A 23,313-nucleotide genomic window follows, 5' to 3' on the forward strand; every position below is an offset into this window, starting at 1 on the left:
CCTCGCGCGTCAGGCCGGGCTCGCGAGGCGGTCCTCGTCCGGCACCACGGTCGTCCCCGCGCCGTCCCCGCCGAGGACGCTCCGCAGTACCGCGTGCGGCACCCGGCCGTCCAGCACGTCCGCCCGGCCGACCCCGCCCCGTACCGCCCGCAGGCAGCCCTCCATCTTCGGCAGCATCCCGCTCGCCAGGCCCGGCAGCAGCCCGTCCAGGGCGTCCGCCGTCAGGCGCCCGATCACCTCGGTGCTCGCCGGCCAGTCCGCGTACAGGCCCGCCACATCCGTCAGGACCACCAGGCGCCGCGCGCCGAGCGCCACGGCCAGGGCGGAGGCGGCGAGATCCGCGTTGACGTTGTAGATCTGCCCGTCCGCGCCCCGGGCCACCGGGGAGACCACCGGTATGCGTCCCTGCGCCAGAAGGGCCCGCACCACGGCCGGGTTCACCGCCACGACGTCCCCGACCTGGCCGATGTCCACCGGTGTGCCGTCCACCCAGGCGGGCCGCCGTACGGCCGTCATCGTGTGCGCGTCCTCACCGGTCAAGCCCACGGCGTACGGGCCGTGGCTGTTGATGTGGCCCACCAGTTCGCGCTGGACCCGGCCGGACAGGACCATGCGGACGACCTCCATGGTCTCCGCCGTGGTCACCCGCAGACCCGCCTCGAAACGGCTCTCCAGCCCGAGGCGGTCGAGCATGGCGCTGATCTGCGGGCCGCCCCCGTGCACGACGACCGGGCGCAGACCCGAGCGCCGCAACTCCACGACGTCCTCGGCGAAGGACTGTTGCAGCTGTTCATCGACCATGGCGTTGCCGCCGTACTTGATGACGACGACCGGTCCCGAATCCTCTTCCATTTAGCTTAGCCTAACCTTAATTACCCCGGGCTGGTCAGGAAGAGGCCCGCCGGCGGGGCACGTTCCCCTCCGCCGGCGGGCGGCCCCGCGCGGGGTCAGCCGATCTCGATGAGCAGGTCGCCGGCCTCCACCTGCTGGACCCGGCCGATGGCCAGGCGGCGCACCGCACCGGCGGACTGGGCGGTGATCGACGCCTCCATCTTCATCGCCTCGATCGTGGCGACCGTCTGCCCGGCCGACACCGACGCGCCCTCCTCCACCTGGAGCGTCACCACCCCGGCGAACGGCGCCGCCACATGCCCCGCGTTCGACCGATCCGCCTTCTCCGCGGCCTTCACCTCGGTCGCGACCGACCTGTCCCGCACCGACACCGGCCGCAACTGCCCGTTCAACGTGGCCAGTACGCTGCGGAAGCCGCGTTCGTCCGCCTCGGAGATGGCCTCCAGCTCGAACAGCAGCGTGACCCCGGGCTCCAGCTCGACCGGGTGCTCCGTCTCCGGCTCCAGCCCGTACAGGAAGTCCGGCGTCGGCAGCACCGAGGTGTCACCGTAGGCCTCCCGGTGCGCGGTGAACTCCTTCGTGGGGCCCGGGAACAGCAGCCGGTTGAGCGTGGCGCGCGGCGACTCGCGCAGCGCCTCGCGGTCCTCGTCCGACAACCGCGCCGTCCGCGCCCTCTCGGGGCGGCCCCGCAGCGCCCGGGTGCGGAACGGCTCCGGCCAGCCGCCGGGCGGGTCGCCCAGCTCACCGCGGAGGAACCCGATCACCGAGTCCGGCACGTCGAACTTCCCCGGGTCCGACTCGAAGTCCGCCGCCTCCACACCGGCGCCCACCAGATGCAGCGCCAGGTCCCCGACCACCTTCGAGGACGGGGTCACCTTCACCAGCCGGCCCAGCATCCGGTCGGCCGCCGCGTAGCAGTCCTCGATCAGCTCGAACCGGTCCCCGAGGCCCAGGGCGATGGCCTGCTGCCGCAGATTGGACAGCTGGCCGCCCGGGATCTCGTGGTGGTAGATCCGGCCCGTCGGCGAGGCGAGCCCCGACTCGAACGGGGCGTACACCTTGCGGGTCGCCTCCCAGTACGGCTCCAGGTCGCCGACCGCCTGGAGCGAGAGGCCCGTCGCGCGCTCGGTGTGGTCCGTGGCCGCCACCAGCGCGGACAGCGGCGGCTGGCTGGTCGTCCCGGCCATCGACGCGACGGCCGCGTCCACCGCGTCCACCCCGGCGTCGATCGCGGCGATCAGCGTGCCCAGCTGGCCGCCCGCCGTGTCATGGGTGTGCAGGTGCACCGGCAGGTCGAACCGCTCGCGCAACGCCGTGACCAGGGTGCGCGCGGCCGGCGGACGCAACAGCCCCGCCATGTCCTTGATGGCGAGCACATGGGCGCCCGCCTCCACGATCTGCTCCGCGAGCCGCAGGTAGTAGTCCAGTGTGTACAGCGTCTCGCCCGGGTCCGACAGGTCGGCGGTGTAGCACAGCGCCACCTCCGCGAGCGAGGTGCCCGTGGCGCGCACCGCGTCGATCGCCGGACGCATCTGCGACACGTCGTTGAGGGCGTCGAAGATGCGGAAGATGTCCATCCCGGCCGAGGCCGCCTCCGAGACGAACGCCTCGGTCACCTCCGTCGGATACGGCGTGTAGCCCACCGTGTTGCGGCCGCGCAGCAGCATCTGCGTACAGATGTTGGGCACCGCCTCCCGGAGCTTGACGAGCCGCTCCCACGGGTCCTCCGCGAGGAACCGCAGCGCCACGTCGTAGGTGGCCCCGCCCCAGCACTCCAGGCTCAGCAACTGCGGGACGGTGTGCGCCACGTGCGGCGCGACCGCCAGCAGGTCCCGGGTGCGCACCCGGGTGGCCAGCAGCGACTGATGGGCGTCGCGGAACGTGGTGTCGGTGACCGCGACCGCCGACTGCGCCCGCAGCTCCGCGGCGAACCGCTCCGGGCCCAGCTCGGCCAGCCGCTGGCGCGATCCGGGCGGCGGCGTGCCCGGCGGCAGCGCGGGCAGCTTCTCCGCCGGGTCGATGACCGAAGGGCGGGGACCGTACGGGCGGTTGACGGTGGTCTCCGCCAGATAGCTGAGCATGCGGCTGCCCCGGTCGGCCGACGGACGGGCCCGGATCAGCTCCGGGTGCTCGTCGATGAACGAGGTCGTGACGCGCCCCGCCCGGAACTCCGGGTGGTCGAGGACCGCGCCCAGGAAGGGCAGGTTGGTCGCCACCCCGCGGATACGGAACTCGGCGATAGCCCGGCGCGCCCGGCGGGCCGCGTTGGCGAAGTCGTGGCCGTGGCACGTGAGTTTGACCAGCAGCGAGTCGAAGTGCGCCGACACCTCCGCACCCGTGTGCACGGTCCCGCCGTCCAGCCGCACACCGGGGCCACCGGGGGAGCGGTACGCGGAGATGGTGCCGGTGTCCGGACGGAAGCCGTTGACCGGGTCCTCCGTCGTGATGCGGCACTGCATCGCGGTGCCGTTGAGGCTGATGGAGTCCTGGGTCAGCCGCAGTTCGGGCAGCGTCATGCCCGCCGCGATGCGCAGCTGCGCGATCACCAGGTCGCGGCCGGTGACCTGCTCCGTCACGGTGTGCTCGACCTGGATGCGCGGGTTCATCTCGATGAAGACGTGATGGCCGCGCTCGTCCACCAGGAATTCCACGGTGCCCGCGTTCACGTACCCGATGTGCCGGGCGAAGGCCACCGCGTCGGCGCAGATCCGCGCCCGCAGCTCCGGGTCCAGATTCGGGGCCGGGGCGATCTCGACCACCTTCTGGTGGCGGCGCTGGAGCGAGCAGTCCCGCTCGTAGAGGTGCACCACATTGCCCTCGGCGTCGGCCAGGACCTGCACCTCGATATGGCGGGGGTTGATCACCGCCTGCTCCAGGAAGACCGTCGCGTCCCCGAACGCGGAGCGCGCCTCGCGCATCGCCGCGTCGATCGCCTCGCGCAGCTCACCGGCCCCGGACACCCGGCGCATGCCGCGCCCGCCGCCCCCGGCCACCGCCTTCACGAACACCGGGAAGCCGATCTCCTCCGAGGCCGCGACCAGGGCGTCCACGTCCTCGGACGGCTCGGACGACTTCAGCACCGGCACCCCGGCCTCCCGGGCCGCCGCCACCGCACGCGACTTGTTGCCCGTCAGGTTCAGCACCGACGCCGGAGGCCCGACGAAGGTGATGCCGGCCTCCGCGCACGCCGCCGCCAGGTCCGGGTTCTCCGAGAGGAAGCCGTAACCGGGGTAGATCGCGTCCGCCCCCGCCCTGCGGGCCGCCTTCACCACCTCGTCCACCGACAGGTACGCCCGCACCGGATGCCCCGGCTCACCGATCCGGTACGCCTCGTCCGCCTTGGCCCGGTGCAGCGAGTTGCGGTCCTCGTGCGGATACACCGCCACCGTGGAGATGCCCAGCTCGAAGGCCGCGCGGAACGCGCGGATCGCGATCTCCCCGCGGTTGGCGACCAATACCTTGTCGAACATCGGACTCCCCAGTCGTGTCGCAGTGTGTGGCGTCGAGGACGGGCGGTACGGCTCGGACGCGCTGCTCCGCGTCGGAGACCGTACGGGATGGCGAGGTGCTCCGTGACCCGCCGGGTCCGGAGCGTTCGACACCGTACCGGAGACTTCCCCCGAGATCGCGAGCGCAAAAGATGGCTTGCGTCACGCCCCGAAACGTCCCCCGGACGCACTCCCGCCCCATGACGCCGTGCCGCTTCCCGGCGGCGGGCACGGCCGGCCAGGCCGGCCCCGAACCCGTCGCCGCCGTCCGGTGCGACCGGATGTACCGCACCCCCCCAGGTCCGCGGGGAGCCGCTGCCGGCCGCCGTCAGCGTGTCCCGCGGGCTCACGCTGCCCGGCCGACGGGCCCGTCGCTCAGTCCAGCCGGGTCAGGTCCGGCCGCAGCCGCTGCCACACCGGATGACGCAGCCGCCCCGCCGCCGTCCACTGCGACGCGCTGACCTCCGCCACCAGCCGGGGCTCCACCCAGTGCGCCCCGGCCACGTCCACCGGCCCGGTGAACGGGGACCCCGGACGCGCGAGCACCGCCAGGTACTCCCTCAGCTCGCCCAGCTCCCGGTCGGACATCCCCGACCCCACGGACCCCGCGTACCGCAGGCCGGCCGGCTCGTCCGTCCCGACGAGCACGGCGCCAGGGACGCCCGGGGGCGCGCCCTTGCGCTGGGTCCAGCCACCGATGACCACGTCCAGCGTCTCGACCCGCTTGGTCTTGCGCCAGTCGGGTGAGCGGAGGCCGGGTGTGTACGGAGAGGAGAGCCGCTTGGCGACCACCCCCTCCAGGCCCCCGCGCACGACGGTCTCCCAGGCCTTCGCCCCCTGCCCGCGCACATAGGACGGCACCGACCAGTGCGGTCCCGCGGCCAGCAGAGCGGCCAGGACCGCGCGGCGCTCCTCGTAAGCCAGCGCCGACAGCGTCCGCCCGTCCGCGTACATCACGTCGAAGACCACCAGGTGCGCGGGCACCTCCAGCGCCAGGCGGGCGGCGCGGCGGGCGTCGAGGACGCCCATCCGGCGCTGGAGCAGTCCGAAGTCGGACCGCCCCGACGCGTCCAGGGCCACGATCTCGCCGTCCAGGACCACGCCGCGTCCGCGCAGGACCTCGCCGAGGGCGTGCAGCTCCGGATAGGTCGGTGTGACGTCGTTGCGGGCCCGCGAAGTCAGCCGCACGGTGCCGTCGCCCGGCGTCGCGACGACGCACCGGGCGCCGTCCCACTTCGCCTCGAAGGCCCACTCCGTGTCCGGTACGGGGAGCGGGCCGGGCACGGCCAGCATCGGTGCGATCCACAGGGGTGCCCCGGAGGCGTCGGCGGGGGTGGGGGCCATAACCCCCATGATCGAACGGCCGGCCGCTCCCCGCAGTCCGAGTTCACGCCGCCCAGGCGGACACGGTCAGGGTGCCCGCGAGCACCCGCCACAGCGCCCAGGCGCCCGCCCGGCTCGCCGCGCCGCACAGCGCGCTCCGGGTGCAGTCCGTCTCCCGGTCCTGCCACGCGGCGACGTCCAGATGGTGGAAGCCGAGGGAGCGGGTGAAGGTGAACCGGATGTGCAGCCCGTTGCCCAGGTCGTGACCGGGGAGCGTGGCGATCTGGAGGTGGTCGCCGGCGGCGGACTCCACGCGCACCGGATTGCCGCCCAGCAGGTCGCAGCTGTCCCCGGTGCGGACGCGGCCGGGGCAGCTCCCGCTCACCGGGAAGAGCCAGAAGTGGTCGGTGAGCATGCGGCGCACGGCCTCCGGCGTGGTGAACGGGTGTACGCCGAGCCCGTAGTCGTACCAGTACAGGAGGCGTCGGCCGTCGAGGCAGCGCTCCCGGTCCGGGTCGCACACGGCCGCGCGCCCGGCCCCGGCGTCCGCGCGGGCCGCCGGGGCGGCGAGCGCCAGCGCGAGGCACGGCGCCACCGCGAGCGCCAGGGCGCGCCGGGCGCGCCGGCGCTCGGGGGGCACGGCTCAGCCCGGTGACTCGTCCGGCACCGGATGCTCCGGGTGCACTCCGGCATTGCGGGCGGCGCCGCGTCCCGACCCGGACTCGTCGGGGTCGGGCAGGTCGTCCCGGCCGTCGTCCCCGGCCTGCTCGTCGCCCGGCGGGGCCGGCACGTCCATCGGGTCCTCGCCCTCCTGGACCTGCTGGTCGGGCATGTCCGCGGGCACCGGAGGGGGGCTCGGGGACGCGCCCTCGTGAATGGGGCCCTCTGGTCTGCGGTCGGTCATGGAAGATCCTCCGTCGTCGTCCCCGCGGGCGGGCGGCGGGGCATGGGTGGCCTCGCGCTGCCGGGTACCCACGGCGGGCCGGCCAACTCATTGTGGGCCGGTGAGGGCCGCACGGCATGTCCGGCGGTCAGCGCAGCCGGGAGAGCAGGAACATCTGCGGCTCCGGCACGGCCGCCGGGACGGCGGGCACGAACATCGTGCTCTCCCGGGACAGGACGTCGAACCCGGCGTCCCGCACCAGCGCCGCGAACGCGTCCTCGCCGAAGCTGGTCACCTCGACCGGCTGGCCCATGAACGTGCCGCTGACGCCCTCCACGTCGAGCGGCACCGTCGCCACGGCCAGATGGCCACCCGGCCGCAGCACCCGCGCGGCCAGGCGCAGCACGTCACCCTGGTCCTCCCGGGGCATCTGCAGCAGCGCGAAGTACAGGCACACCGCGTCGAAGGAGCCGTCCTCCAGCGGCAGCGTACGGATGTCGGCGCAGCGGAATTCGGCCTCCGGCACCTGGCGCGAGGCGATGTCCACCATCACCGGCGAGACGTCGACCCCCAGCACCTCGTGCCCGGCGTCCACGAGCGTCCGCGCCGTCGGCCGGCCCGTACCGCTGCCCACGTCCAGCACCCGCCCGTGTGGCGGCAGCACGCCCAGAAGCCGCTCCAGGGAGGCTCGATGCGTGGCCGAAGCGGCGAACGCCGCCTCGTACTCGATGCCGAGAGCGTCGAACACGGCTGCGGCGGTGCGACCTCGTCCCGCTGACATGGCAGGCCCCTTCCTGTCCTGTTCCGGTGCACCCCCACTTCTACTGCAACAGCGCGGTCCCCACCGCGAAACAGCCGGAACCGGTGCGCCGCGCGCCCTCACACCGACCGCAGCCACGCCTCGATCAGCCCCAGGCCGCCGGCGGTCAGGCCGAGGAGGGGATCGACGCGGTGGAGCAGGGCCGGGGCGCCGTGACGGGCCGCCACCCAGCGCCGGTCGGGCTCGCCGATCTCGTCGTCGACCCAGGCGAACGGCCGCCCGTCCGCCCGTTCCACCAGCGTCCGCGTCTTCCAGTGCAGCCCCGCCCGCGCGTCCCGCGCCTCCTGCCCGGGCGAGTCGGGCCAGGCGACCACCTGCAGGACGGGAAGGCCGAGCCGGGGCGCGAGGACCGTGTTCGCCTCGGCCTCCCAGGTCGTCGCCCAGACCAGCGTGCAGGGCAGCGCGCCGAGCCGGGCCCCGAGCGACGGATCGACCCGGTCCAGCAGCGGGTGCGCCGCTGCCCCGGGCGGCACCGGCCCCGGCGGGAACGTGCGGTGGCCGCCCGGCCGCGTACCGAAGGGGATCAGGGGGCCGTCGACGTCGAGGAAGAGCAGGGGGAGTGGGTTGTCCGGGGCGCTCACCCCGGCACCGTACCCGCCCGTTCCTCAGCGCCCGCCCGTTCCTCAGCGCCCGCCCGCCACCCGCAGCACCGTCCCCGTCGCGTACGAGGCGTCCGGGGAGAGCAGCCAGGCGACGGCGCCCGCGATCTCGTCCGGTTCGCCGGGGCGGCCCAGCGGGATGCCGGGGCCCAGCTTGTCGGGGCGGGCCGGGTCCGCGTGGAAGCCGGTGCGGATGACCCCGGGGGCGACCGCGTTGACGCGGATGCCGGACGGGCCGACCTCCTTGGACAGGCCGACGGTCATCGTGTCGACGGCCCCCTTGGCGGCGGCGTAGTGCACGTACTCGCCGGGGCTGCCCAGCGTGGCGGCGGCCGAGGACACGTTGACGATCGCCCCGCCGCCCGTCCGCGTCATGTCCCGCACCGCGCGGCGCGCGCACAGCAGGTAGCCGAGGACGTTGACCTCCAGGGCGCGCCGCATGCCCGCCGCGTCGGCGTCGGCCAGGAGGCCGACCGGGCCGCTCATGCCCGCGTTGTTGACCAGGCCGGTGACCGGGCCCAGCTCGGCGGCGGCGGTGTCGAAGAGGCGGTCCACGTCGGCCTCGTCCGCCGTGTCCGCCCGGACCGTCACGCACCGCCGGCCCGTCCCCCGTACCGCCTCGGCGACCTTCTCCGCCGCACCGGCGTCCGAGCGGTAGGCCAGCGCGATGTCATGGCCCTGACCCGCCAGGCGTACGCAGACCGCCGCACCGATGCCGCGGCTGCCGCCGGTGACCACGGTGACCGGTTGAGCGTTCATGGCGGGCCCCACTTTCCTCGTACTCGTGTGCGGAGCCATCGTAGGCGGGGCGATCACCCGCCCCGCAGGGGGCCGGAACGCGGCGGTGGACTGTCACCCACTCATGGAAGAGTGACAGTCCACCGGTCCGTGCGGCCCGCTCTCAGACGGGGAGGCCGTCCGGTCGCTCGCTCTGCTCCTGGAGCTTGCGGGCCTTCTCCTGGAGGCGGCGGCGCTGCTCGGGGTCGCTGGTGCGCTCCGCGGCCTCGGTCAGGTGGCGCGCCTTCTCGCGCATCTGCTGGGCGCGGTTCACCTCTCGTGCGACGCTCATCGTCACTCCTCGGGGGACGTAGGGGGGAGCGGGCCCCTTCAGGGAAGCAGCGCGCCGTCACCAGCGCACGCCGAAGCATCACACACCGTGAAGGCCGCAGGTGGGGAGCAGGGGGGACGGAAGCGGTCCCGCGCGCTGGCATGATCGAGGGTATGAACGAGCGCATGATCGCCGCGTGTGACGGGGCGTCGAAGGGTAATCCGGGACCGGCCGCCTGGGCGTATGTGGTGGCCGACGCCGAGGGCCGCCCCCAGCGGTGGGAGGCGGGGCCGCTCGGCACCGCCACCAACAACGTCGCCGAGCTCACCGCCCTCCAGGAGCTCCTGGAGTCCGTGGACCCCGCCGTGGCGCTCGAAGTCCGGATGGACTCGCAGTACGCGATGAACGCCGTCACCAAGTGGCTGCCCGGCTGGAAGCGCAACGGCTGGAAGACCTCGGGCGGCAAGCCCGTCGCCAACCGCGACCTGGTGACCCGCATCGACGCACTCCTCACCGGGCGCGCCGTGACCTTCGTCTACGTACCCGCCCACCAGGTGGACGGCGACCCGCTCAACGCACTCGCCGACCAGGCCGCCAGCGAGGTCGCCGTCAGCCAGAGCCCGGCCGGCACCGCGCACGGCTCGGCCACCCCCGTACCGGCGCCCTCCCGCGCCACCGAGGGCCGCCGGACCGGCGCGACGGCGAAGAGGCCCGCGGCGCGGAAGCCGGGCGGCGGGGCCACCATCCGGGCCAAGTTCGCCGGCCGCTGCCACTGCGGACGGCCCTACGCGGCCAAGGACATGATCGCCAAGAACGACCACGGCTGGGGCCACCCGGAGTGCCGGACCGCCTCCGCCTGAGGGCGGCTGCGCCCGGACACGGCCCCGGCCCACCAGGTCGGGTGATCCGCCCGCGCGGCGGGCGTGGCCGTGCCATGATGCGGGCTCCGGCGGCGCGCGGGGAGCGCCGCCGGGGGAGCGGTGGGGACACCGGGACGCTGGGGGGCGCATGGAAACCACGACGACGGTGCTCGGCCGGCTGCGCGGGGCGCAGAAGACGGCCAAGGGGGTGTCGCTCTACTCGCGGTACGTGAACCGCCCGGCCGGCCGGGTCTTCGCCGCCGGTGCGTACCGCTTGGGCATGACGCCCAATCAGGTCACGCTGACGAGCGCGGTGTTCACCTTCACCGCGATCGCCTGCGTGGCGCTCGTGCGCCCGGGGCCCTGGACGGCCGTCCTGGTGTACCTCGGTCTCGCCCTGGGCTTCGCCCTCGACTCGGCCGACGGGCAGCTCGCCCGGCTGACCGGGCGCGGCGGGCCCGACGGCGAATGGCTGGACCACGTGGTCGACTGCGCCAAGATGATCCTCGTCCACACCGCCGTACTGATCGCGTTCCACCGGTACTTCACCCTGCCGGGCGACGCCTGGCTGCTGCTGCCGCTCGGCTTCCTGTTCGTCGCCGTGCTGACCTTCTGCGCCGGGCTGCTGCGCGAACAGCTCGGCAAGGCGGCGGCGCACGGCGCGGACCGGGCGCCCGGCCTGGCCGCGCCGCCGTCCCGGCTGCGGGCCGTGGCGCTCCTGCCCGCCGACTACGGGGTGTTCTGCCTGGTCTTCCTGCTGCTGGCCGACGAGACGGCGTTCCGGACCGGATACGCCGTACTCGCCGCCGTGCACACGCTGTTCCTCGTCCTGTTCCTGGGCAAGTGGTTCAGGGAGCTGAAAGCGCTCCGGGCGCACTGACGAGCGTGTCCAGCGCCCGGCGCAACTGGGTGCTGGAGGTGTGCACGGTGTACGGGAAGTACACCACCTCCACGCCCACCGCCGCGAAGTCGCGTTCGAGCTTCCTGCCCTTGTCGGTGTCCCGCCAGTCGTCCCCCTTGAAGATGACGTCGAACCTGACCTGCTGCCAGGTCTCGACCTTCTCCGGCACGGTCTCCACGAAGGCGGCGTCCACGTACCGCACGCTCCGCACGATCTCCAGCCGTTCCGGGAGCGGGATCACCGGCCGGTGCCCCTTGGCGAGCGTCGCCATCTCGTCGGACACCACCCCCGCCACCAGGTAGTCGCACTGGCTGCGCGCATGACGAAGGATATTGAGATGCCCCACATGGAACAGGTCGTAGACCCCCGGCGCGTAACCGACCCTGTGCACCATCCGTTCTCTCCCCCCACGGTGAACGCGATGTCCGCGATCCAACGACCTTACTGCGAAGACCACTTGCTCATCTCATGAACGGATAAGCTCGCTTTTGGGGCTGTTCCTCGGTGGACACAGTCGGTGGGACACAGGTGGCTCCGGGGGGAAGGCGATCGTCCGATGGCAGACGAAGAGCACGGCAGACCGTTCGAGGGCCGCCGCCTGCTGGTGGTCTCCACGAATTACGCGCCGGAGCTGACCGGCATCGGCCCGTACGCCGCCCAGCTCGCCGAGCACTGGGCCGCGGCCGGCGCCGACACCCATGTGCTCACGGGCATGCCGCACTACCCGGCCTGGCGGACCGACGCCGCGTACCGGGGCGTCTGGCGCGCCGAGGAGCGGCGCGCGGGCGTCACCGTGCACCGCAGACGCCACTACGTGCCGTCCCGCCAGAGCGCGTTGCGCAGAGCAGCCTTCGAGGGCAGCGTCCTGGCGCACGGCCTCCTCGCACCGCCCGGCGTCCGGCCCGACGCGGTGGTCTCCCAGCTGCCCAGCCTCGCCGGCGGGGTCATCGGCGCCCGCCTCGCCCGGCGCCACCGGGTGCCGTACATCCCCGTCGTCCAGGACCTGATGGGCGCCGCCGCGGCCCAGAGCGGAATCCGCGGCGGGGGCAGGGCGGCGGCCCTCGCGTCGAGGGCCGAGCGGTTCGCGCTGCGCGCCGCAGCCCTCGTCGGCGTCATCCACGAGAGCTTCGTCCCCCGCGTCACCGCCTACGGGGTGGACCCCCGACGCATCCGCACCGTCCCCAACTGGAGCCATGTGCGCACCCCTTCGGCCGACCGCACCACGACCAGGGCCAGGCTCGGCTGGCGCGAGGGCACGCCCGTCGTCCTGCACTGCGGCAACATGGGCCTCAAACAGGGCCTGGAGGTCCTGGTCGACGCGGCCCGCCTCGCCCCGGAGATCCGGATCGTCCTGATGGGCGACGGCAACCAGCGCGAGGCCCTGCGCGCCCGGGCCGCCGGGCTGCCCAACCTCGACTTCCTGCCCCCGGCCGGCGCGGACGAGTTCACCGACATCCTGGCCGCCGCCGACGTCCTCGCCGTCACCCAGCGCGCCTCGGTGCTCGACATGAGCGTGCCCTCCAAACTCACCTCGTACTTCGTGGCGGGCCGCCCCGTCGTCGCCTCCGTGGCCGAGGAGGGCGGCACGGCCGACGAGGTGCGGCGCTCCGGGGCCGGGCTCCTCGTCGCACCGGAGGACCCGGCCGCCGTGCTCGGAGCCGTCCGCAAACTGGTCGAGTCACCCGCCGAGGCCGACGCGCTCGGCGCCCACGGGCCGCGTTACGTGGCCCGCCACCTGGGCCGGGAAGCGGCGCTGGCCCGCTTCGACGCCCTGCTCACCGAGGTCCTGCGGGACGGCCGGGAAGGGCCACGCCGATGACCGAACCGATCCGTACCCTGGACGACCAGGACGAACCGGCGCTGCTGCGGGACCAGTTCCGCCAGCTCCTGCGCTACCGCGCCCTCCTCGTCACCGGTGTCCTCCTCGGACTCCTCGGCAGCGGCTGGCTCGCCGTGAGCGGGGACGACACCTACGCGGCCACCGGCGAGGTGTCCGTACGCTCCGCCACCTCCGATCCCTTCGCCGCCGGCGCCTCCGCCGACAAGGGCATCAACATCGGCTCCGAACGCCAGACCGCCGTCAGCGACGCCGTGGGCACCATCGCGGCCGGCACCCTCGCCAGACAGGGCGACAGCGTCGAGGTCGGTGCCCTGCTCTCCGGGCTCCAGGTCACCAACCCGCCCAACACCCTCGTGCTCAAGTTCGCCTACACCGGCCGCACCCCGGAGCAGGCCAGGGCCAGGGCCGAAGCCCTCGCCGAGGCCTACCTGGAGATACGCCGGGAACGCACCGAGGACAGCATCGACAACATGATCGACGGCTATCGTGCCCAGCTCAAACCCCTCACCGAACAGCGCGACCGGCTCGCCGAGCAGGAGACCGGCACCGGGGGCGGCGACGTCACCAGCGCACGCGCCAACCTCATCGTCGCCATCTCGGGGCTCAACCAGAAGATCTCCGAACTCCGCGCACTGGACACCACACCCGGCTACCTCAACAAGAAGCCCGTCGCCCCGCAGCACCCCACCGGTGCGGGCCTCCCGCTCCTCCTCGGGCTCGGCGGCGTCGTCGGACTCGCCCTCGGGCTGCTGATGTCATGGGTGCGCCTCGTCTTCGACCCGGCCGTCCGCTCCACCAGGGAACTCGTCCGCTCCCTGGGCGCCCCGCTGCTCGGCACCCTGCCCAGGGAACGCGCGACCGCCGGCACCCTCCTCGCGATCGGCCACCCCGGCAGCCGGCTCGCCGAGGAATACCGCGCGGTCGCCTTCCGGCTCGCCTACGACCCCTCCTTCGCCGAGCGCCGCCGCCTCCTGGTCACCGCGCCCCGGGGCGACAACGACATGGCGCGGGCCGCCGCCGCCAACCTCGCCGCCGCTTTCGCCGAGATGGGCCGCGACGTCCTGCTGTTCGAGGCCGACCTGCGGACCCCGTCCCTGGCCGGCGACCTCGGCGCCGCCCACCCGGGCCGCGGCCCCCGCTGGGCGACGGGCAGCCAGGACCGGGGCTGGCCCGCCGACAGCCGGGCGAATGTCGACGTGCCGGGGTCGGGGGCCTTCACCCTGGTCGCGGGGCGCCGCACCGACAACGTGCCGCGCGCCCTGACCTCCGCCCCCGTCAGCCGCATCATCGCCGAGGGCGGCAGGCCCGGCGCGGTCGTCATCGTGCTCGCCCCGCCGGTCCTGTCGTACGCGGACGCGGTCGCGCTCGTCGACCGCGTCGAAGGCGTCGTCATCGTCTGCCGGCCGCGCGAGGTGCACCGCAGCGACCTCGAACGCATCCGCGAGATCATCGGCGCGGCGGGCGGCTCGGTCCTCGGCACCCTGCTCCACCCCGGCCGCGGCCGGCTGGACCGGCGGGCCCGCCGCAAGGCCCCCCGGGACGGGCGGGGGCGGCGGCCGGCCGTGCGGGAACCCACCGCCCCGCGCGGCAGGTACGGCGATCCCGAGATGGCCGGCCGCACCGGTGACCCCGCCGAGACGCTCGGCCTGCGCACCGTGGACGACGGCCGCGGCGGCCGCAACAGCGCAGCCGGCCACCGATGAGGGCCCGGACCGCGATCGTCTGCTCGGTCGCGGACCAGGGGGTGGCGGCCCTCACCAACATCCTGGTCCTGATGGCCGCCGCCCGGCTCTCGACCGTGCCCGGCTTCGCCCGCTTCTCCGCCGTCTACCTCGTCTTCACCGTCCTGCTCGGCGTCTCCGGCGCCTTCACGGGACAGCCGCTCGTGCTGCGCGGGCGCGGCGGCGCGGACCCCCGGGGCGCCTGCCGGTCCGCCGTCCGCTTCACCCTGCTCGCCGCGACCGCCCTCGGCGTCCCGCTCGCCGCCGTCTGCCTGCTGCTGCCCGGCTCCACGGCCCGGGCCCTGGCGGCGCTGGGCCTGGTGCTGCCGGTGGTGCTGGGGCAGGACATCGCCCGTTACGCCTTCGCCGCCCTGCACGCCCAGCAGCTGGCCCTGGCCGCCGACACCCTCCGCCTGGTCTGCGTCATCGGCGCCCTGGCCGCACAGCCGCACGGGGCCCCGGCCGCCCGGCTGGTCGCCGTCTGGGGGCTGTCCGCGCTGCCCGCGCTGCTGCTGTCGGCGGTCGCCCTGCACCGCAGGACCGCGGGGACCCCGGCGGCGCTGAGACCGATGCTCGCCAAGGGCCACCTCGGGCGGAGGTTCGTCGTCGAGTTCGGCGTCGGCAACGCCACCTCCCAGCTCTCCGTGCTCGGCCTCGGCGCCGTCGGCAACCCGCTCGTCGTCGGCGCCCTGCGCGGCGCGACCACGCTCTTCGGCCCGCTCAACGTGCTGTTCACCTCCGCCACCGGCTTCGGCCCCCCGCTCCTCGGCCGGCTCGCCACCGACCGGCTCCGGGTGCGCGCGACCGCCGCCCTGGCCGCCGTGCTGGCCCTGACGGCCGCCTCCTGGGCCACCGTCCTCGCCCTGCTGCCCGGCTCGGTGGGCCGCCACCTGCTCGGCGCGACCTGGCCCACGGCGGCGGCGCTCCTCCCGGCCACCGGCAGCCAGTACGCGGCGATGGCCGCCGGCACCTGCGGACTGCTGGCACTCCGGCTCCTCGACCCGCGCACCACGCTCCCGATCCAGGTGGTGTTCTCGCTCGCCTCCGTGGCGTTCCTCGCGGGCGGTTACGTCGTCGGGGGCGTCCCGGGCGCCGCCTGGGGGCTGTTCCTGGGCTCGCTCTGCAAGGCAGCCGCCACCTGGATCAGGGTGGCGCGGCTGCGTCGGTGTACGCCGGCCCGCGACGAGGACGTCAGCGCCGACGCCCTGCCCGCCGCTCCCGGAACGTACTGATCGCGGCCAGACACAGAGCGGCGATCGCCAGCTTCCCCGCCGCCTGGAGAAGCGGCCCGCGCAGCAGGATGAAGGTGTAACCGGCGATCAGCGGCGCTGCGACGGCCAGCACGCTCCCGGGGCCCGGCCCCGCCCGGGTGACGGCCAGGGCGTAGCGGCGGTCGGTGCGGGCCGACGCGTAACCGATCAGCGCCATCGCGCCGATCATGCCGGTCGCCCCGAGATCGACCCAGAACTCCGTCCACAGCGGGGCCGACAGATTGGTCATCCGCAGCCCCATCCACTGCCCGACCCGGACGCCGGTGTCCTCCGGCTTCCCGCTCCACACCGCGCGCGGCACGAAGAACAGTCCGGAGCCCGCCAGTTGACGGCCATAGGTGTGGCCCCGGGTGCCGACCCACGAGATGGTGTTGGCGAACATCACCATCTGGTCGTAGTCCTTGGTCACCAGCGGGTCGAAGACCGAGGCCGACTGCACGGTCCGCTGGCTCCCCTCCTCGTACCGGAACCTGTCCGCGTACGGGAACAGCACCAACGCCCCCACCACGCCCGCCGTCAGCACCGTCCGGTAGACCGCCGCACTGCTCGGGAAGGCGGCGAACACGAACGCCACCACCACGGTGAGGAACCAGTAACGGGCATTGGAGACAGGGTTGTTCACGAGCAGGTTCAGTGCCACCAGCGCCACCCACACCAGCACCGTCGACGGTCTGCGCCGGGCCCGGTACGAGGTCGCCAGGCGGCGGGTGTAGAAGAGGAGCGCCAGCAGTGCGGGGACCTGCCCGAATCCCTTGAGGAACGCCGAGCCCACATGGGACCCCTCCGCCGCCACCCCGCTCGCCGCGACCGTCTCGTTGATCTCCTGCCGGCTGGCGAAGAAGACCGCGGGCCCGCCCAGCTGCAGTACGTAGAACGCGCTCGCCGCGCACGCCAGCAGCACCAGCAGCCGCAGCCGCAGCGGATGAGCCACGGCGGGCCCGCCGCCCGGGCCCCGGGCGGAGGGCGTCCGGCGGCGCGGCGGACGCCGGGACGCCAGCAGCGCCCCCAGATCGTAGGCGGCGCACCCCACCAGGACCATCGCGACGGCCGTGACCAGGTCCTGGCGCGGACCCACCATCGGCGTCGGCGTCTGCCCGATCACCACCTGGGCGAACGGCGCCACACCCATCGCGATGTACACGAACATCCAGAAGACGCCCTGGAGCAGCCGCCGCCGGGTGGAGAGGATCATCGTGGCGAGCCGGGCCCCCGCGTAGCAGGTCAGCACCAGCTGGAGCCAGTACGCCGTGTCCCGGACCTCACTGCCGGGCTGGGCGGCGACCACGGCGGGCAGGAAGCAGACCAGGCCCAGGGTGAGCGGCACGGACAGCGCCCGCGACAGCATCGACCAGGCGATCGGCCGCTCCGGCGGCTCCGGAGGGCCACCGGGTCCCCCCGGCTCCGGCGCGCCCGCGACCGTGGGCTCGTCCGGCGCCGACGTGTGCACCGACGTCATGCGCCCCCCCCGGGATCAGCGAACTGCTGAACACTCTAACGAATCAGCCCACTTGGGTGGTGCCGGTGATTACGCTGTGAACACGTGGCCACAGTCGAGGGGAACTCTGGTGAAAATCCTGCACGTTGTCACGCTCCACACCCCGGACCACGCCTTCGGCGGTCCGACACGAGTGGCGTTCAACCTCTCCAAGGTCCAGCGGGCGCACGGCGACGACGCACGCGTCATGGCCCTCGGTGACGGCTTCCCCGACGGCGACCTGCCCAGCCGAGCCGAGGGAGTTCCGGTCCACCTCTTCCAGGCCCGGCACATCCTCCCGATGTTCGAGGTCAGCGGCATCACCTCTGCCGCGCTGCTGAACACCGCCCGCCGCATGATGCGCGGCGCCGATCTCGTCCACGTCCATCTGATGCGGGACCTGGTGACCCTGCCCGTGGCGCTCCTCGCGCTCGCGACCCGCACACCCCTGGTCGTCCAGACCCACGGCATGATCGACCCCACCGAGAAGAAGGCCGCCCAGCTCACCGACCTCCTCGGGGTGCGCAGGGTGCTGCGTCAGGCGGATGCCGTCCTGTATCTGACCGAGATGGAGCGGCTCGATGTGAACGCCGTCGCCGCCCCCGTCCCGCTCACCCGCACGGTCCGGCTGGTCAACGGGGTCCGCCCGCAGGAGCGCAAGCCCGCCCGCGAGCCCGGCCGGCCGCCCACCGTGCTGTATCTGGCCCGGATCCAGGAGCGCAAGCGGCCCGAGGACTTCGTCGCCGCGATGCCGCACGTCCTGGCCCGCCACCCGGACGCCCGCTTCGTGCTGGCCGGCCCCGACACCGGCGCGCTGGCCGGCACCCTCGCGCTCGCCCGGAGGCTCGGGGTCGCCGAATCCCTCGACCACGTCGGCCCGTTGGGGCATGACGAGGTGCTGGCCGCCGACCGCGAGGCCGATGTGTACGTGCTGCCCGCGATCGAGGAGCCGTTCCCCGTCTCGGTGCTGGAGGCGATGTCGGTCGGCACCCCCGTCGTGATCACGCGCACCTGCGGGCAGGCCCCCGATGTGGCCGGGGCGGGCTCGGGCCGGGTGATCGACAGCCGGGTGGGCGAGGACGCGGCCAACGCCCGCAAGGTCGCCGACGCGATCCTGGAGCTGCTTGAGCCGGAGGCCGCCGAGCGGGCGGGGAAGGCCGCCTGGGAGCTGGTGAACGAGCAGTTCACCATCGAGGCCGTCACCGCCACCCTCCGGCGGACCTACGAAGACGTGGTCCGCCGGAGGCGAGGGTGAGCGTCCTTCGCGTCAACGCGAGGGTTTCTCGCGTGACTTGAGGGCGATCTGCCAGCGGTAGAAGCTCATCGCCAGCGCGAAGTCGAAGCCCGCCCGGCCGTCCAGGAAGCCCCGCTTGTAGAGATACATGTAGGCGAAGGACACCACCGGCTTGAACGGCGCCTTGTGGAACAGCTGCCCCTGCCGTGACTTGGCGCGGCGCACCTGCTCCTTGACCTCCGGATGGTGGTTCAGCCACGCCTCCCAGTCCGAGTAGCGGTTGTGCCGCTCGAACCAGGCGGTCACCGGGTCGAGATCCTGGTGCTCGATGGGATGGCGCAGCGCCGCCGTGCTCTGCGCGACGGGCTGGTAGTGCCCTTCCACCTCACCGATGCCCGGCGCGTCCAGATCGCCGACCTCCGGATAGTGGCAGCGGGTCCGGTCGGTCAGTGAGCGTTTGCGGATGGTGTAGCCGTGCCGCAGCCGCTTCCCGGAGAACCAGTAGCCGAGCGGGATGTCGTACGCGGCCGGCTTCGGCGCGTCGGGCGAGGCGAAGATCCCGCGGAGCTCCGCCAGCAGTCCGGGGCTCAGCCGCTCGTCCCCGTCGAGGAGCAGAATCCAGTCCAGGTCCGTGCGCACATGGTCCAGGCACCACTGCTTCTTCCGGGGGTGCCCGCCGTCCCAGGTGTAGAGGACGACCTCGGCGCCGCACTCGGCGGCGATCTTCGCGGTGTCGTCGGAGCTGTGCGAGTCCACGACGACCACCGCCTCGAAGTGGTCGATGACCGACCGCACGGCTTCCGCGATGTTGAGCCCCTCGTTCTTCGTGGGGATCGCCACGGCTATCGGCAGCTTGTTCATCCGTCGTCCCCTTCGGGCAGCCAGGCGTAGCAGCCTGTGGAGGTGAAGGCGAGTGCCGCCTTCGGAATCGTGAGGGCGGGCCGCTTCCCGTCGTGCGAGGAGCCGGAGGCCAGGACCTTCCCGCCGGGGCCGGCCACCTCCCAGGTGCAGGTCGAGGCGGGGGAGACGGCCCGGTAGCGGCCGGGCCGCAGCTCGTCACCCCGGTGCACCCCGTCGGCGTACCCGAGCGATGCCCGGGCCACCAGGTCCTCGTGGCGGGGGCACAGATGGGTGACGGCGGGCTCCGCGCCGGCGATCTCGCCCGTCACGACGGCGCCCACCGCCGTGTCCCGGTCCACCTTGACCAGGTAGTCGAGCCGGTCGCAGGTCTCCTGCCCGGTCTGCAGCACCGCCGCGGGGTCCGTCCCCACGGGCACCCGGTCGGTCAGGTACTCCTTCTGCTGCTCGGTGAACGTGCCGGTGGCGGGCGTCAGCCGGTCGGTGGGGATCTTGGGCGGCTCGCTGCCGCGGGAGGGCCGGGGCCCGGCGGACGCGTCCCCGGAGGGCTCCGCGTCCGTGCCGGACACGGGGCCGGGGGAGGAGGCGGCGGCGCGCGGTGACCCCGCCGCCTCGGCGCCCCCGCTCCGGTCCCCGCCCCCGGACGACGATCCGCACGCGGCCAGCGCCGCCGTCGCGAGGACGACGGCGGCACCGGCCAGGAAGGCGTTCCTCATCCGCTGTTCCTCAGCGCGTAGTGGGCACTGACCTGGGCGGCGGTCAGCACGGCCGGGTAGACGGCGGTCTCGTCGATCTGACCGGCGAAGAAGTTGCTCGTCGGCCGGTTCGGCCAGGTCGCGAGGTTGTCCCCGCCCACCCGCCAGTAGCCGGTGTAGTTCAGGCTCTTGGTGTACCGCGAGTTCGAGGCGCGCAGTCGCCCGTCCACGTACAGGGCCATGCCGCCGGGGCCCTGGGTGGCGACGACATGGTGCCAGGCGCCGTCGTTGTAGGCCCCGGTGGTGCTGACGGTCTGGCCGCCGTTGTTGGAGGTGCCGAACGTCAGCCGCCCGTTGTTCTGCATGTACACGTGCTTGTCGTACTTGCCGCTCAGCTCCATCGTGTTGGTGCCGAAGCCGATGATCTTCCCTCCCCGGGTGGTCGTGGTCTTGATCCAGGTCTCCACGGAGAACGCCGTGACCTGGGACCGGCCGCGGTTGCTGTACGCGTACTGGGTGGAGCCGTCGAAGCCGATGGCGGTCGAGGGCCCGGCCACGGCCGCCGGGGTCTGCCGGTACGAGGGCGAGTTGCGCAGGAAGCCGTTGTCGAGCCCGGCCCCGGTGTCGGCGGCGAAGGTGGACGTGCCCTCGTCGTAGCGCCAGTACAGGGTCGCGCCGTCGGAGAGCACCTTCGCCGGATAGCTCTCTGCCTCGGCGGCGACGGTCGCGCTCACCGCCGGCGACTTCGCGCTGGTGTTGGTGCCGTCGCTCGCGCTGATCCGGTACGTGTGGGTCTCACCGGGCGCCACGTCGGTGTCCGTCCACCGCAGCTGCGGACGGTCCCAGAACACGGAGTACCCCGTCGTCGTGTGGACCGGGGTGGCCGCCCCGTCCTTGTAGATCCGGTACGTGAGCACCCCGTCGTCGGTGTCGAAGCTGGTCTGCCAGTTCACGTCCACCTTGTCCGGGGCGACCGTGGAGACGCTCACGTTCGGCACCCAGGGCGCCCCGGTGTCCGGGCCGTCGGCGAACCGGGTGAGCCCCTGCTGCGGCTTGCTGTTGACGGTGGTGAACTCGCCGCCCACCCACAGGTAGTGGTGACCGCCCTTGTCGGTCTGCGCCATCACGCGCGGTCCGACCGGCTCACCGATCCCGTCGTTGGTGTCCGGGAACCACGGCAGCAGCTTCGGGTCGTCCACCGACTGGGCCAGCAGATGCTTGCGCGGCTGGTCCGGGAACTCGCCCATGGACGCGCAGTCGTGCGCGTGACTGCCGCTGTAGAGCACCCCGTCGTGCACCAGCAGGGCCTGCGTGGCCCCCAGGCAGGTGTCGCGCCAGACCTGGTCGAACGTGGTCAGGTCGAGGGCGATCCGGCCGTCGAACACCCCGACCCCGGTGCCCTCGCTGGCGGTGTAGAACTGCTTGGCGTCGCTGGTGAGGTCTTTCACCGTGGAGGTGTCCGGGATGAAACCCGGGTAGCTCTTGTCCAGCGCGCCGGTGGTGGCGTCCACCACCGCCAGCGCGTGCGAGGAGGTGCCGTTCACGGTGAAGAAGTCCCCGCCGAGCACCACGTGCTGCCCGTCCGGGGTGACCTCCACCGCCCGGCCCACCTCGTCCGCCCTCGCCGTCCACGGTTTCAGCGCGGCGCCCGTGGTCAAGGCGGCGAAGTAGCCGCGGGTCTGCCCGGCCACCGACGTGAAGTCACCCCCGAGGTACACCGTGTCGTCGGTGACCGCGAGGGCCCGCACGGTGGCCGAGACGGCGACCTTGAAGTCCTGGCGCGGGGTGCAGGTCGCGGTGTCGATGGCCGCGATGTTGCTCACGCCCACCCCGTTCACCGCCCCGAACTGCCCGCCCGCGTAGAGGGTTTCACCGTCCGGCGACAGGGCCAGCGCCCGTACGGTCGCGGTCCCCGAGGAGAGCGTGAACGACAGGGAGCAGCCGGTGGGCGCCCCGGTCGCGGTGTCGAACGCGGCGAAGTTCACCGCGGGCTGCTCCGAGGTCCCGGCCGCCGCTCCCGGCGGCCGTACGGTCGAGAAGGTGCCGCCCGCGTATACCACACCGTCCTCGGACGCGGCCATCGACCAGACGATGCCGTTGGTCTGCCAGGTCGACAGGTTGTCCGCGGTGATCGAGACCGGCGCGGTGAGGGCGGCGGCCGGGGGACTGCCCGCGGCGGCGGCGCCCAGGGCGCCCGCGAGCAGGCCGAGCGCCGCCGCCGCGGCCCGCGTCCGGCCGCGCCGGCGCCCAGTGGTTCGGTTCATCATTCAGCTCCGAAGGTGAGAACGAGCCGCGGCCCGTTGGCCGCGGTCGAGGAGGCGGAGCCGGGGCCCCGCCCGGGCCGGCGCGTGCGTCCCCACCGCGTCACCGGCGGGGGCGGGGGTGCGCGCCGGAGTCCGTCATCTGTCCACCCGCACGGCCTCCCCCGCGAGTTCGTCGGAGAGCCGGCGCACGTCGGCGTCGACCATGATCCGGGCCAGCTCCCGGGACCGTACGGCCGGTTTCCAGCCGAGCAGCTGCCCGGCCTTCGAGGCGTCGCCGATCAGCGCGTCGACCTCGCTGGGCCGCTCGTACTTCGCGTCGTAGCGGACGTAGTCGCGCCAGTCGAGGCCCGCGTGCTCGAAGGCGTACTCCAGGAACTGCCGGACGCTGACCCCCTCACCGGTGGCCACCACATAGTCGTCCGGGGTGTCGCACTGGAGCATGCGCCACATCGCGTCGACGTACTCGGGGGCGTAACCCCAGTCGCGTACCGCGTCCAGATTGCCCAGGTGCAGCCGGCTCTGGAGGCCCGCCTTGATCCGGGCCACACCACGGGTGATCTTCCGGGTCACGAAGGTCTCCCCGCGCCGGGGCGACTCATGGTTGAACAGGATGCCGTTCACCGCGAACATCCCATACGCCTCACGGTAGTTGACCGTCGCCCAGTACGAGTACACCTTGGCGACGCTGTACGGGCTGCGCGGGTGGAACGGCGTCAGCTCGTTCTGCGGGGGCGGGCTCGCACCGAACATCTCCGAGGAGGACGCCTGGTAGATCCGGGTGTCGATGCCACTGGCCCGCACCGCCTCCAGGAGCCGGATGGTGCCGAGACCGGTCACGTCACCCGTGTACAGCGGCGCGTCGAAGGAGACCCGTACGTGCGACTGGGCGCCCAGGTTGTACACCTCGTCGGGCCGGATGTCCCGGAGCAGGTTCACCAGCGCGACCCCGTCGGCCAGATCCGCGTGGTGCAGCACGAAGGACCGCTGCTCCTGCTCCGGGCCCTGGTAGATGTGGTCGATCCGCTCCGTGTTGAAGCTGGAGGAGCGGCGGATCAGGCCGTGGACCGTGTACCCCTTCTGGAGCAGCAGCTCCGACAGGTACGAACCGTCCTGTCCGGTCACCCCGGTGATGAGCGCGGTCTTCGCCACGTGTCCCCCTTCTGCGGTCGCCCGTAAGGCAGT

The 23,313-nt window shown here is 73.4% G+C and carries 21 protein-coding genes; 6 read left to right on the top strand and 15 right to left on the bottom strand.

What is annotated here, in order from left to right:
* Positions 1-9: 9 nt before the first annotated feature.
* The 9 genes from argB to FKN01_RS32525 form a co-directional block, all read right to left on the bottom strand.
* A complete protein-coding gene (argB, locus tag FKN01_RS13745) occupies positions 10-852 on the bottom strand; it encodes an acetylglutamate kinase (RefSeq protein WP_143620093.1) in 843 nt (280 codons plus the stop codon).
* A 95-nt stretch (positions 853-947) separates the two neighbouring features.
* The gene (locus FKN01_RS13750; protein ID WP_143620095.1) at positions 948-4,322 is read right to left on the bottom strand and encodes a pyruvate carboxylase; all 3,375 of its coding nucleotides are present in this window, start codon (positions 4,320-4,322) and stop codon (positions 948-950) included.
* 393 nt (positions 4,323-4,715) lie between these two features.
* Positions 4,716-5,684: a non-homologous end-joining DNA ligase gene (ligD, locus tag FKN01_RS13755; RefSeq protein WP_143620097.1), complete on the bottom strand. Its 969-nt coding sequence runs from the start codon at positions 5,682-5,684 to the stop codon at positions 4,716-4,718.
* Positions 5,685-5,727: 43 nt separating this feature from the next.
* Positions 5,728-6,303 carry a hypothetical protein gene (locus FKN01_RS13760; RefSeq protein WP_143620098.1) on the bottom strand — a complete coding sequence of 192 codons (576 nt, stop codon included), beginning with the start codon at positions 6,301-6,303 and terminating at the stop codon, positions 5,728-5,730.
* Positions 6,304-6,306: 3 nt separating this feature from the next.
* Positions 6,307-6,567, bottom strand: coding sequence for a hypothetical protein (locus FKN01_RS13765; RefSeq protein WP_185992841.1), 261 nt, complete (start codon positions 6,565-6,567; stop codon positions 6,307-6,309).
* A 127-nt stretch (positions 6,568-6,694) separates the two neighbouring features.
* On the bottom strand, positions 6,695-7,327 hold the full coding sequence (locus tag FKN01_RS13770) for a class I SAM-dependent methyltransferase (protein WP_260696872.1): 633 nt from the start codon (positions 7,325-7,327) through the stop codon (positions 6,695-6,697).
* Positions 7,328-7,425: 98 nt separating this feature from the next.
* Positions 7,426-7,947, bottom strand: a complete 522-nt coding sequence (locus tag FKN01_RS13775) for an HAD domain-containing protein (protein WP_143620100.1) — start codon at positions 7,945-7,947, stop codon at positions 7,426-7,428.
* 42 nt (positions 7,948-7,989) lie between these two features.
* On the bottom strand, positions 7,990-8,724 hold the full coding sequence (locus tag FKN01_RS13780) for an SDR family NAD(P)-dependent oxidoreductase (protein WP_143620102.1): 735 nt from the start codon (positions 8,722-8,724) through the stop codon (positions 7,990-7,992).
* A 142-nt stretch (positions 8,725-8,866) separates the two neighbouring features.
* A complete protein-coding gene (locus FKN01_RS32525; protein ID WP_164401256.1) occupies positions 8,867-9,034 on the bottom strand; it encodes a DUF6381 family protein in 168 nt (55 codons plus the stop codon).
* Positions 9,035-9,186: 152 nt separating this feature from the next.
* Between FKN01_RS32525 and FKN01_RS13785 the strand changes: the two genes are divergently transcribed.
* Positions 9,187-9,873 (top strand): ribonuclease H, encoded by a 687-nt coding sequence (locus tag FKN01_RS13785; protein WP_143620104.1) that lies wholly within the window; start codon positions 9,187-9,189, stop codon positions 9,871-9,873.
* A 148-nt stretch (positions 9,874-10,021) separates the two neighbouring features.
* Complete coding sequence (locus FKN01_RS13790; RefSeq protein WP_143620106.1) at positions 10,022-10,753, top strand: CDP-alcohol phosphatidyltransferase family protein; 732 nt, start codon at positions 10,022-10,024, stop codon at positions 10,751-10,753.
* Here FKN01_RS13790 and FKN01_RS13795 read toward each other — a convergent pair.
* On the bottom strand, positions 10,722-11,168 hold the full coding sequence (locus FKN01_RS13795; RefSeq protein ID WP_143620108.1) for an adenylyltransferase/cytidyltransferase family protein: 447 nt from the start codon (positions 11,166-11,168) through the stop codon (positions 10,722-10,724). The genes FKN01_RS13790 and FKN01_RS13795 overlap by 32 nt on opposite strands.
* Before the next feature lie 162 nt (positions 11,169-11,330).
* Here FKN01_RS13795 and FKN01_RS13800 point away from each other — a divergent pair, with 162 nt between their 5' ends.
* Genes FKN01_RS13800 through FKN01_RS13810 form a run of 3 tightly spaced genes read left to right on the top strand, consistent with a single transcriptional unit; the run spans position 11,331 to position 15,567 of the window.
* On the top strand, positions 11,331-12,593 hold the full coding sequence (locus FKN01_RS13800) for a glycosyltransferase (protein WP_143620110.1): 1,263 nt from the start codon (positions 11,331-11,333) through the stop codon (positions 12,591-12,593).
* Complete coding sequence (locus FKN01_RS13805) at positions 12,590-14,317, top strand: lipopolysaccharide biosynthesis protein (RefSeq protein ID WP_143620112.1); 1,728 nt, start codon at positions 12,590-12,592, stop codon at positions 14,315-14,317. The genes FKN01_RS13800 and FKN01_RS13805 overlap by 4 nt, the downstream gene beginning before the upstream one ends.
* Positions 14,314-15,567, top strand: coding sequence for a hypothetical protein (locus FKN01_RS13810; protein WP_143620114.1), 1,254 nt, complete (start codon positions 14,314-14,316; stop codon positions 15,565-15,567). Before FKN01_RS13805 ends, FKN01_RS13810 begins: the two co-directional genes overlap by 4 nt.
* On the opposite strand, the gene FKN01_RS13815 is transcribed toward FKN01_RS13810, so the two are convergent.
* The gene (locus FKN01_RS13815; RefSeq protein ID WP_143620116.1) at positions 15,527-17,062 is read right to left on the bottom strand and encodes a hypothetical protein; all 1,536 of its coding nucleotides are present in this window, start codon (positions 17,060-17,062) and stop codon (positions 15,527-15,529) included. The genes FKN01_RS13810 and FKN01_RS13815 overlap by 41 nt on opposite strands.
* 109 nt (positions 17,063-17,171) lie before the next feature.
* On the opposite strand from FKN01_RS13815, the gene FKN01_RS13820 reads away from it, so the two are divergent.
* Positions 17,172-18,335, top strand: coding sequence for a glycosyltransferase (locus FKN01_RS13820; RefSeq protein ID WP_143620118.1), 1,164 nt, complete (start codon positions 17,172-17,174; stop codon positions 18,333-18,335).
* Between the two features lie 12 nt (positions 18,336-18,347).
* On the opposite strand, the gene FKN01_RS13825 is transcribed toward FKN01_RS13820, so the two are convergent.
* From FKN01_RS13825 to gmd, 4 genes are all read right to left on the bottom strand, one after another.
* Entirely contained in the window at positions 18,348-19,175 is an 828-nt protein-coding gene (locus FKN01_RS13825) for a glycosyltransferase family 2 protein (RefSeq protein ID WP_143620120.1), read from the bottom strand.
* Entirely contained in the window at positions 19,172-19,888 is a 717-nt protein-coding gene (locus tag FKN01_RS13830; protein WP_143620122.1) for a hypothetical protein, read from the bottom strand. Before FKN01_RS13830 ends, FKN01_RS13825 begins: the two co-directional genes overlap by 4 nt.
* Positions 19,885-22,134: a LamG-like jellyroll fold domain-containing protein gene (locus FKN01_RS13835; RefSeq protein ID WP_143620124.1), complete on the bottom strand. Its 2,250-nt coding sequence runs from the start codon at positions 22,132-22,134 to the stop codon at positions 19,885-19,887. The genes FKN01_RS13830 and FKN01_RS13835 overlap by 4 nt, the downstream gene beginning before the upstream one ends.
* Before the next feature lie 132 nt (positions 22,135-22,266).
* Complete coding sequence (gene gmd / locus FKN01_RS13840) at positions 22,267-23,280, bottom strand: GDP-mannose 4,6-dehydratase (protein WP_143620126.1); 1,014 nt, start codon at positions 23,278-23,280, stop codon at positions 22,267-22,269.
* Positions 23,281-23,313: the final 33 nt, after the last annotated feature.

Source organism: Streptomyces sp. 130, from assembly GCF_007096885.1.
Lineage (GTDB): Bacteria > Actinomycetota > Actinomycetes > Streptomycetales > Streptomycetaceae > Streptomyces.

What these genes read in the sequence shown, in the direction of transcription:
- argB (WP_143620093.1), bottom strand. Translation starts at nt 852, where the DNA reads ATGGAAGAGGATTCGGGACCGGTCGTCGTCATCAAGTACGGCGGCAAC.
- FKN01_RS13750 (WP_143620095.1), bottom strand. Translation starts at nt 4,322, where the DNA reads ATGTTCGACAAGGTATTGGTCGCCAACCGCGGGGAGATCGCGATCCGC.
- ligD (WP_143620097.1), bottom strand. Translation starts at nt 5,684, where the DNA reads ATGGCCCCCACCCCCGCCGACGCCTCCGGGGCACCCCTGTGGATCGCA.
- FKN01_RS13765 (WP_185992841.1), bottom strand. Translation starts at nt 6,567, where the DNA reads ATGACCGACCGCAGACCAGAGGGCCCCATTCACGAGGGCGCGTCCCCG.
- FKN01_RS13770 (WP_260696872.1), bottom strand. Translation starts at nt 7,327, where the DNA reads ATGTCAGCGGGACGAGGTCGCACCGCCGCAGCCGTGTTCGACGCTCTC.
- FKN01_RS13780 (WP_143620102.1), bottom strand. Translation starts at nt 8,724, where the DNA reads ATGAACGCTCAACCGGTCACCGTGGTCACCGGCGGCAGCCGCGGCATC.
- FKN01_RS32525 (WP_164401256.1), bottom strand. Translation starts at nt 9,034, where the DNA reads ATGAGCGTCGCACGAGAGGTGAACCGCGCCCAGCAGATGCGCGAGAAG.
- FKN01_RS13785 (WP_143620104.1), top strand. Translation starts at nt 9,187, where the DNA reads ATGAACGAGCGCATGATCGCCGCGTGTGACGGGGCGTCGAAGGGTAAT.
- FKN01_RS13790 (WP_143620106.1), top strand. Translation starts at nt 10,022, where the DNA reads ATGGAAACCACGACGACGGTGCTCGGCCGGCTGCGCGGGGCGCAGAAG.
- FKN01_RS13795 (WP_143620108.1), bottom strand. Translation starts at nt 11,168, where the DNA reads ATGGTGCACAGGGTCGGTTACGCGCCGGGGGTCTACGACCTGTTCCAT.
- FKN01_RS13800 (WP_143620110.1), top strand. Translation starts at nt 11,331, where the DNA reads ATGGCAGACGAAGAGCACGGCAGACCGTTCGAGGGCCGCCGCCTGCTG.
- FKN01_RS13805 (WP_143620112.1), top strand. Translation starts at nt 12,590, where the DNA reads ATGACCGAACCGATCCGTACCCTGGACGACCAGGACGAACCGGCGCTG.
- FKN01_RS13810 (WP_143620114.1), top strand. Translation starts at nt 14,314, where the DNA reads ATGAGGGCCCGGACCGCGATCGTCTGCTCGGTCGCGGACCAGGGGGTG.
- FKN01_RS13815 (WP_143620116.1), bottom strand. Translation starts at nt 17,062, where the DNA reads ATGACGTCGGTGCACACGTCGGCGCCGGACGAGCCCACGGTCGCGGGC.
- FKN01_RS13825 (WP_143620120.1), bottom strand. Translation starts at nt 19,175, where the DNA reads ATGAACAAGCTGCCGATAGCCGTGGCGATCCCCACGAAGAACGAGGGG.
- FKN01_RS13830 (WP_143620122.1), bottom strand. Translation starts at nt 19,888, where the DNA reads ATGAGGAACGCCTTCCTGGCCGGTGCCGCCGTCGTCCTCGCGACGGCG.
- FKN01_RS13835 (WP_143620124.1), bottom strand. Translation starts at nt 22,134, where the DNA reads ATGATGAACCGAACCACTGGGCGCCGGCGCGGCCGGACGCGGGCCGCG.